Source organism: Methylobacterium sp. P3_A11 (genome assembly GCF_056403155.1).
Genome location: NZ_JBFUGA010000165.1, coordinates 1 through 8684 on the forward strand (window position 1 = coordinate 1; position 8684 = coordinate 8684).

The 8684-nt window shown below is 73.2% G+C and carries 7 protein-coding genes and 1 pseudogene; 6 read left to right on the forward strand and 2 right to left on the reverse strand.

The window, feature by feature from the left end:
- Positions 1-723, reverse strand: a 723-nt coding sequence (locus tag AC1DXK_RS29120) for an MFS transporter (protein WP_477299585.1), incomplete at its 3' end; no start/stop codon positions are given.
- A 159-nt stretch (positions 724-882) separates the two neighbouring features.
- Here AC1DXK_RS29120 and AC1DXK_RS29125 point away from each other — a divergent pair.
- Positions 883-2046: an aldose epimerase family protein gene (locus tag AC1DXK_RS29125; protein WP_477299586.1), complete on the forward strand. Its 1164-nt coding sequence runs from the start codon at positions 883-885 to the stop codon at positions 2044-2046.
- Positions 2043-3842 (forward strand): IlvD/Edd family dehydratase, encoded by a 1800-nt coding sequence (locus AC1DXK_RS29130; protein ID WP_477299587.1) that lies wholly within the window; start codon positions 2043-2045, stop codon positions 3840-3842. The genes AC1DXK_RS29125 and AC1DXK_RS29130 overlap by 4 nt, the downstream gene beginning before the upstream one ends.
- Positions 3843-3868: 26 nt before the next feature.
- Here the strand turns inward: AC1DXK_RS29130 and AC1DXK_RS29135 are convergent, their stop codons facing one another.
- Positions 3869-4609 carry a FadR/GntR family transcriptional regulator gene (locus AC1DXK_RS29135; protein WP_457108712.1) on the reverse strand — a complete coding sequence of 247 codons (741 nt, stop codon included), beginning with the start codon at positions 4607-4609 and terminating at the stop codon, positions 3869-3871.
- 146 nt (positions 4610-4755) lie between these two features.
- Here AC1DXK_RS29135 and AC1DXK_RS29140 point away from each other — a divergent pair, with 146 nt between their 5' ends.
- The 4 genes and pseudogenes from AC1DXK_RS29140 to AC1DXK_RS29155 form a co-directional block, all read left to right on the forward strand.
- On the forward strand, positions 4756-6363 hold the full coding sequence (locus AC1DXK_RS29140; protein ID WP_477299588.1) for an aldehyde dehydrogenase (NADP(+)): 1608 nt from the start codon (positions 4756-4758) through the stop codon (positions 6361-6363).
- A 72-nt stretch (positions 6364-6435) separates the two neighbouring features.
- Positions 6436-7416, forward strand: coding sequence for an AraD1 family protein (gene araD1, locus AC1DXK_RS29145; protein ID WP_477299589.1), 981 nt, complete (start codon positions 6436-6438; stop codon positions 7414-7416).
- 2 nt (positions 7417-7418) lie between these two features.
- Entirely contained in the window at positions 7419-8360 is a 942-nt protein-coding gene (locus tag AC1DXK_RS29150) for a Gfo/Idh/MocA family protein (protein ID WP_477299590.1), read from the forward strand.
- A 72-nt stretch (positions 8361-8432) separates the two neighbouring features.
- A pseudogene (locus AC1DXK_RS29155) lies at positions 8433-8684 on the forward strand (carbohydrate porin); the annotation flags it as partial.

The window sequence follows — 8684 nt, forward strand, 5'->3', positions numbered from 1 at the left end:
CCGGGCGGTCGCGCCGCCGGCGCCGGTCATGGCGGGCAGCGGGAAGCGGGCGATGACCACGGCGAGGACGACGAGCACCACCGCCACGATCAGGTAGGGCAGCTGAACCGACTGCGCGTCGGCCAAGCGCTCGGCCGGGGTCAGGACGGTGCCGGCGGCGGCGTTGCCCGAGGCGGAGCGGCCGAGGATCAGGGTGCCGCCGAACAGCGGCGCCAGGGTAGTCCCGAGGGCGTTGAACGCCTGCACGAGGTTGAGCCGCGCCGGGGCGCTCTCCGCCGGGCCGACCACCGCCACGTAGGGGTTCGCGGCGACCTGCAGCAGGGTGATGCCGCTGGCGATCACGAACAGGGCCGCGAGCGTGACCGCGTACGAGACCCGGTGGGAGGCCAGGATCATCCCGAGGGTGCCCAGCGCCATGATGCAGAGCCCCGTCACCAGGGCGCGCTGGTAGCCGACCCGCGCGATCAGCTTCGCCGCCGGGATCGAGGCCACGAAATAGGCGATGAACCAGACCGACTCGATCAGCGTGGTCTGGGTGTAGTCGAGGTCGAACACGCTGCGCAGGTGCGGCAGCAGCGTGTTGTTGATGACCGTGATGAAGCCCCACATGAAGAACAGGCTCGCCAGCAGCGACAGGGCCGGGCGGTAGCCGCCCCGGCCGCGCGCGGCCTCCGGCCCCGGCCGGGGCGCCGCCGTCCCGACGGTCGCGATCGGTCCTGCCATCCGGCGTTGTCCTCCGCTTTTCGAGCCGCCTTGCCGGGGTCCCGTGTTGTCCCTTTGATTTGTCTGAGTATATACCGGATTCGCGGTCGTCAACCGCGCGCCCGTCGCGGGCCGGCGCAGGACCGGTGCGGCGGGCGGAATCACGAGGGGGAGGACGCGATGCGTGGAGTGGGAACCCTGGCGCTGTGCGCCTGCGCGGCGGTCCCGGGCCTGAGCCCGGCTCCCGCCCGGGCGGCCGAGCCGACCCGGACGGTGTTCGGCACGCTGCCGGACGGCCGGACGGTCGAGGAGGTGACGCTGACGAACGGCAAGGGCCTCACGGCCAGGATCCTGTCGTGGGGGGCGCTCCTGCGGAGGCTCGACGTGCCGGACCGGTCCGGCAAGGCCGCGGACGTGGTGCTCGGCTACGATGATCTGGCCTCCTACCTGGCCAAGGGCTCCTATTTCGGCGTGAGCGTCGGGCGCTACGCCAACCGCATCCGCGCCGGGCGCTTCACCCTCGACGGACAGACCTACACGCTGGCCACCAACGACGGCCCGAACGCCCTGCACGGCGGCACGGCCGGCTTCGACAAGCGGCTCTGGACGATCACCGCGGTCCAGGGCGGCGCAGCCCCGTCGGTCACCCTCCGCTACGTCAGCCCGGACGGCGAGGAGGGCTATCCCGGCACCCTGACGGCGACCGCCACCTACACGCTGGACGACACGAACACGCTCACGGTCACCTACGAGGCGACCACCGACAAGCCGACGATCGTCAACCTGACCAACCACAGCTTCTTCAACCTCGCGGGCGAGGGCTCGGGCCGCTCGATCCTGGACCAGACCCTGACCATACCGGCGGAGCGCTTCACGCCGGTCGACGCCACCCTGATCCCGACCGGGGCGCACCTGCCGGTGGCCGGCACGCCCTTCGACTTCCGCAAGCCCACGGTGATCGGCGCGCGCATCCGCGACGGGCGGGACGCGCAGATCGTGCGCGGGCGCGGCTACGACCACAACTGGGTCGTGACCGACGCGCCCACGGCCGAGCCGCACCCCGTGGCGCGGGTCGAGGATCCGGTTTCGGGCCGCGTCCTCGACGTGGCGAGCAACCAGCCGGGCCTCCAGTTCTACGCCGGCAACTTCCTCAACGCGACCGTCGTGGGTAAATCCGGCCTCGCCTACCGGCAGTCGGACGCCCTGGCGCTGGAGCCGGAGCTCTTCCCCGACACGCCGAACCAGCCGGCCTTCGGCTCGGCCCGGATCGACCCCGGCAAGACCTACCGGAACGTGATCGCCTACCGGTTCTCGACCAGCCCCGCCCACCGGACCCAGAAATGACCGACCGACCGATTGCACGGCCCCTGCGCTCCCGCGCGTGGTTCGACAACTCCGACAATATCGACATGACGGCGCTCTACCTGGAGCGCTACCTGAACTTCGGTCTCAGCCTGGAGGAGCTGCGCTCGGGCAGGCCGATCATCGGCATCGCCCAGACCGGCTCGGACCTGTCCCCGTGCAATCGCCACCACCTCGTCCTCGCGGAGCAGATCCGCGAGGGCATCCGCGAGGCGGGCGGGATCGTCCTGGAATTCCCCGTCCACCCGATCCAGGAGACCGGCAAGCGGCCGACCGCGGGCCTCGACCGCAACCTCGCCTATCTCGGCCTCGTGGAGCTGCTCTACGGCTACCCCCTCGACGGGGTGGTGCTGACCACGGGCTGCGACAAGACCACCCCGGCCTGCCTGATGGCGGCCGCCACCGTGAACATCCCGGCCATCGCCCTGTCGGTGGGGCCGATGCTCAACGGCTGGTTCAAGGGCCAGCGCACGGGTTCCGGCACGATCGTCTGGAAGGCCCGCGCGATGCTGGCGGCCGGTGAGATCGACCATGACGGCTTCATCAAGCTGGTGACCTCGTCGGCGCCCTCCACGGGCTTCTGCAACACGATGGGCACCGCCACCACGATGAACACCCTCGCCGAGGCGCTCGGCATGATGCTGCCCGGCTCGGCGGCAATCCCGGCGCCCTACCGCGACCGGCAGGAGGTGGCCTACCAGACCGGCAAGCGCATCGTCGCGATGGTCGCGCAGGATCTGAAGCCCTCCGACATCCTGACCCGCGACGCCTTCCTCAACGCCATCGCGGTCAACTCCGCGATCGGCGGCTCGACCAACGCACCGATCCACCTGGCGGCGATCGCCCGGCACATGGGGGTCGATCTCGACATCACGGACTGGCAGACCCACGGGCTCGACGTGCCGCTCCTCGTCAACCTGCAGCCGGCGGGCACCTATCTCGGCGAGGATTACTACCGCGCCGGCAGCCTCCCGGCGGTGGTGGCGCAACTCATGCGCCGCAACCTGATCCGCGAGGGCGCGCTCACGGTGAACGGGCGCACCCTCGGGGACAATTGCCGCGGCGCCGTGATCGAGGACGAGGACGTGATCCGGCCGATCGACCGGCCGCTCAAGGAGGCCGCCGGATTCCTGGTCCTGCGCGGCAACCTGTTCGACGCCGCGGTGATGAAGACCAGCGTCATCGACGACGCGTTCCGCGCCCGCTACCTGTCGAACCCGGAGGATCCCGACGCCTTCGAGGGTCCCGTCGTGGTCTTCGACGGGCCGGAGGATTACCACGCCCGGATCGACGACCCGGGCCTCGGCATCACCGCGGAGACCATCCTGATCATGCGCGGGGCCGGGCCGATCGGCTATCCCGGGGCCGCCGAGGTGGTGAACATGCGCCCGCCCGCGCAGCTGATCCGGGCCGGCGTGCACGCGCTGCCCTGCCTGGGCGACGGGCGCCAGTCCGGGACCTCGGGCTCGCCGTCGATCCTCAACGCCTCGCCCGAGGCGGAGGCCGGCGGCGGCCTCGCCCTCCTGCGCACCGGCGACCGGGTGCGGATCGACCTGCGCCGCGGCACCGCCGACATGCTGGTCGGTGCGGACGAGATCGCCCGCCGCCGCAGCGATCTGGAGGCCGCGGGCGACTACGCCTATCCGGCCTCGCAGACTCCCTGGCAGGCGATGCAGCGCGCCGCCGTGGGGCAGATGCATACCGGCGCCATCCTGGAGGGGGCGGAAGCGTTCCAGCGCATCGCGCAGACGCGGGGCGTGCCGCGCGACAACCACTGAGGCCGGCGCCCGGGCCGGCGGCGCCCTCAGGGGCGCATCGCCAGCTCGGTGTCGGCGAGGGCGAGGCGGACCAGCTCGGTCATCGTCGCGCGGGCGGCGGCCGGGTCTCCCGCCACGATCGCCTCGTAGAGGGCGCGGTGATCCGGCATCGGGTCCCGGGGCAGGACCTGGCGGCGATGCTTGAAGATCGTCGTCCAGGTGACCGCGGCGGCGATGGAGCTCGACAGGGCCATCAGCGCCCCGTTGCGGGCCGATTCCAGGATCGTGTTGTGGAAGGCCTGGTCGGCGGCCCGCCCCGCCTCGGTGGCGAGGCCGTGGCGGCCCATCTCCTCCAGGGCGTGGCCCATCCGGGCGATGTCCAGGCCCGAGCGCCGCTCGGCCGCGAGGGCCGCCGCCGCCGGCTCGACGATCATCCGCAACTCGAACAGGTCGCGGATGAACGCCTCGCTCGGCTCCGACTCGAAGGCCCACGCCAGGATGTCGGGGTCGAGCAGGTTCCAGCGGCTGCGCTGGCTCACGCGGGTGCCGGTGCGCGGACGGCTCTCGACGAGCCCCTTGGCGCTCAGGATGCGGATCGCCTCGCGATAGGCGGTGCGCGAGACATTCAATTTCTCAGAGAATTCGATCTCGCCGGGCAGCACGTCCCCGGGCGCGTAGCGGCCACCGAGGATTGCGGCCCCCAGATCGCGGGCGACCGAGCCGTGGATGCGGCGCGACCCCGAGGCGAGGGGCAGCGTGACGTTCTCCAGACCGCGATCCTGCCTCACCTCGTCAACCTCCGGTCCGGGCCACCGGATCGGGGCGGGATCGGCGTGATCGTATCCTGAAGTTGTAGGAGCGCAAAGAGGAACACCCGGGAGCGGGGATCACGGCTGCGCTTGCCGCAGGAGACGAACTGCCCTAGCTTAATTGTATGAGTAATGAGTCGCCAGGATCCGTCACGATCCGCGGCAGCGCCCTGGTCGGCGCCGCCGACGTGATCACCGCCGAGGTCTTCCGGGCCGTCGATCCCGCCACCGGGGCGGCCCTGGAGCCGGCGATCTCGGCCGCAGGTCCGGCGGAGGTCGAAGCCGCATGCGCCCTGGCCGAGGCGGCGTTCCCGCACGTCTCGGAATCGGCTCCAGAAACACGCGCAGGCTTTCTCGAAGCTGTGGCCGAGGGCCTTGCCGACCTCGGCGCGCCCCTCATCGATCGGGCGATGGCCGAGACGGGCCTGCCCCGCCCCCGGCTGGAGGGCGAGCGTGCCCGCACGGTCGGGCAGCTGCGCCTGTTCGCGGACCTCGTCCGGTCCGGCGCGTGGATCCGGGCGACGATCGATCCGGCGCAGCACAAGCGGCAACCGCTGCCTCGGTCGGACCTGCGGCGGCGCCACGTCGCCGTCGGCCCGGTGGCGGTGTTCGGCGCCAGCAACTTTCCCCTGGCCTTCTCGGTGGCGGGGGGCGACACCGCATCGGCCCTGGCGGCGGGCTGCCCGGTGGTGGTCAAGGGCCACCCGGCCCATCCCGGGACCGGGGAGATGGTCGCGCGGGCCGTGCGCGCGGCCTTGGCCGGCTGCGGCCTGCCGGCGGGCGCATTCTCCTACCTGCCGGGGCCTTCGACGGCGCTCGGAGCCGCGCTGGTCGCCGATCCGCGCATCAAGGCCGTGGGCTTCACCGGATCGCGGGCGGGCGGGCTCGCACTGATGCGGGTGGCCGCCGGCCGGCTCGAGCCGATCCCGGTCTACGCCGAGATGAGCGCGGTCAACCCGGTCCTGCTCCTGCCCGGCGCCCTGCGGGCGCGGTACGCGTCCCTGGCAGCGGGCTTCGTCCAGTCGCTGACGCTGGGGGCGGGGCAGTTCTGCACCAATCCGGGCCTGCTCATCGGGATTGCCGGCCCCGACCTCGACGCCTTCGCGGAGGCCGCCGGCGCGGCGATCCGGGAGAGCGTGCCGCACACCCTGCTCACCGCCGACATCCGCGACCGGTTCGCGGGCGCCGTCGCCGCGATGGCGGCCCGGCCGGGGGTGACGGTCGCGGCGCGCGGGGCGGCTTCCGGCCCGGGGGGCGCCCCCGCCTGCCTGCTGCGCACGGAGGCGGGCCGGATCCTCGCCGATCCGGTGCTGGCCGAGGAGATGTTCGGCCCCGCGGCGCTCCTGGTCGCCGCCGCCGACATGGCGGAGATCGCCCGGCTCCTCGAATCCCTCGGCGGCCAGCTCACCGCGACGCTGCACCTCGACCGGGCGGACGAGCATCTCGCCGCCGGGCTCGTGCCGCTGCTGGCCCGCAAGGCCGGACGGGTCCTGGCGAACGGCTGGCCGACCGGCGTGGAGGTCGCCCCCGCGATGGTGCATGGCGGCCCGTTCCCGGCGACCTCGGACGGCCGCAGCAGTTCGGTCGGAACGCTGGCGATCGAGCGGTTCCTCCGGCCGGTCTGCTACCAGGACCTGCCCGACGCGCTGCTGCCGCCGCCCCTGCGCCCGGACAATCCCTGGCATCTCGCGCGCCGGATCGACGGCGTTCTCGACCCGCAACCCGGCCGCTGACAGGCCGCCGCGCGACCCTCGACGGCCGCGCGTTCAGGACGCCCCGCAGCGGTCGTCCCCGGGAGGACACAGATGGGACGATCACTCCTACAATTCCGCGGCGCCGACGGGCAGCGGGGCGTCGCGCTGCTCGCCGACGGCCGGGCGCGGCAGGTGCTCGGCGTCGACAGCGTGCTCGCGCTTGCGCGCAGAGCCCTGGCGGCGGGGGACGATCTGGCCGCGACGGCGGACCGGGCGGGGCTCGGCGCGCCCGTCGACCTCGACGCCGTCCGGCTCCTGCCGCCCGTCGACCACCCGGATCCGGCCCATCTCCTGCTGAGCGGCACCGGCCTGACGCATCTCGGCTCGGCGGAGGGCCGCGACGCGATGCACCGCGCGGCGGCGGCCGACCCGGCGCCGACCGATTCGATGCGCATGTTCCGGATGGGTGTCGAGGGCGGCAAGCCGGCGGCCGGCGAGGCCGGCGTCCAGCCCGAGTGGTTCTACAAAGGCGACGGGTCCTGCCTGGTCGCCTGCGGCGAGCCGCTGGTCTCGCCGACCTTCGCCCGCGACGGCGGCGAGGAGCCGGAGATCGCCGGGATCTACCTGATCGATGCCGACGGAACGCCGGTGCGCCTCGGCTTCGCCCTGGCCAACGAGTTCTCCGACCACGTGACCGAGCGCGGCAACTACCTGTGGCTCGCCCATTCCAAGCTGCGCCCGGCGGCCCTCGGCCCGGAGCTGTGGCTCGGCGCGCTGCCGCCGGACGTGCGCGGCGTGAGCCGCATCCTGCGCGACGGCACCGTGCTCTGGGAGAAGCCGTTCCTCACCGGAGAGGCCAACATGTCCCACAGCATCGCCAACCTGGAGCGGCACCACTTCAAGTACGCGCCGTTCCGGCGCCCCGGCGACGTGCACGTCCACTTCTTCGGGACCGCGACCCTGTCGTTCAGCGACGGCGTCGCGACCCGGCCCGGCGACGTGTTCGAGATCGCGGCCGCACCGTTCACGCGGCCCCTGCGCAATCCGCTGGCCCTGGCCCCGGCCGCCGACACGACCGTGCGGGTGCTCTGACCATGGCGGACTCGTTCAGGGCGAACCCGATCCGCATCGGGCTGGTGGGCGTCGGCAAGATCGCCCGCGACCAGCATCTGCCGGTCATCGCCGCCTCGCCGGATTACAGCCTCGTGGCGGTGGCGAGCCGGCACGGCGGCCTCGACGGCGTGCCGAGCTACCCCACCCTCGAGGCGATGCTGGCGGCGCACGGCGACCTCGACGCCGTCGCCCTGTGCCAGCCGCCGCAGGCGCGGTTCGCGGCGGCCCTGGCGGCGATCGCGGCGGGCCGCCACGTCTTCCTCGAGAAGCCCCCGGGGGCGACGCTCGCCGAGGTCGGGCTCCTCAGGGAGGCCGCGCGGAGCCGGGGCGTGAGCCTGTTCGCGAGCTGGCACTCCCGCGCCGCGCCGGGGGTGGAGCCCGCGCGCCGCTGGCTGTCGGGCCGCCGGATCCGGTCGGTGGCGATCGCGTGGCTGGAGGATGTCCGCCACTGGCATCCGGGTCAGGACTGGATCTGGGACGCGGGCGGGATGGGCGTGTTCGATCCGGGGATCAACGCCCTGTCGATCGCCACCCACATCCTGCCGCCCTTCTTCCTGACCGGCGCGACCCTGTCGGTGCCGGAGAACCGGCAGGCGCCGATCGCCGCAGACCTGCACTTCGCGGATGCCGCCGGCACCCCGATCCGCGCCCGGTTCGACTGGCGCCAGACCAGGCCGCAGACCTGGGACATCCGCATCGAGACCGACGACGGCCCCCTGGTCCTGTCGCGGGGCGGCGCCGCCCTGACGATCGGCGGCCGCGACCAGCCGCTCCCGCCCGAAGCGGAGTACCGCGGCCTCTACGACCGTTTCGCCGCCCTGGTCCGCTCCGGCGCCAGCGACGTCGACCTGAATCCGCTGATCCACGCCGCCGACGCCTTCATGCGCGGCGAGCGCCGCACGGTGGAGGCCTTCACGGACTGACCGGGGGGAGCGCCTGCGGGACACGAACGCGACAGAGCCAGGCAAGGCCGCGCGGTTAAGGGGGAGTCACACATGGATAAGCATTGGCGATGGGCGGCGCTCGCATTCTGCGCCGCGACGGTCACGGCGGGCGCGCGCCCGGCGGCCGCGCAGGGCGCGGCGACGGCGCCGGACGGGGGACCGTCCCTGGTGAATCCGGGACCGAAGGCCAGGCCGGCGCAGAAGGCCCGGTACCGGGCGAACCGCGCCCGGCGGCGGGTCATCCGCGAGGCGCGGAGCGCCGCGGGCGCCAGCAGCGCCGCGGCCAGTCTCGACGTGCAGGGC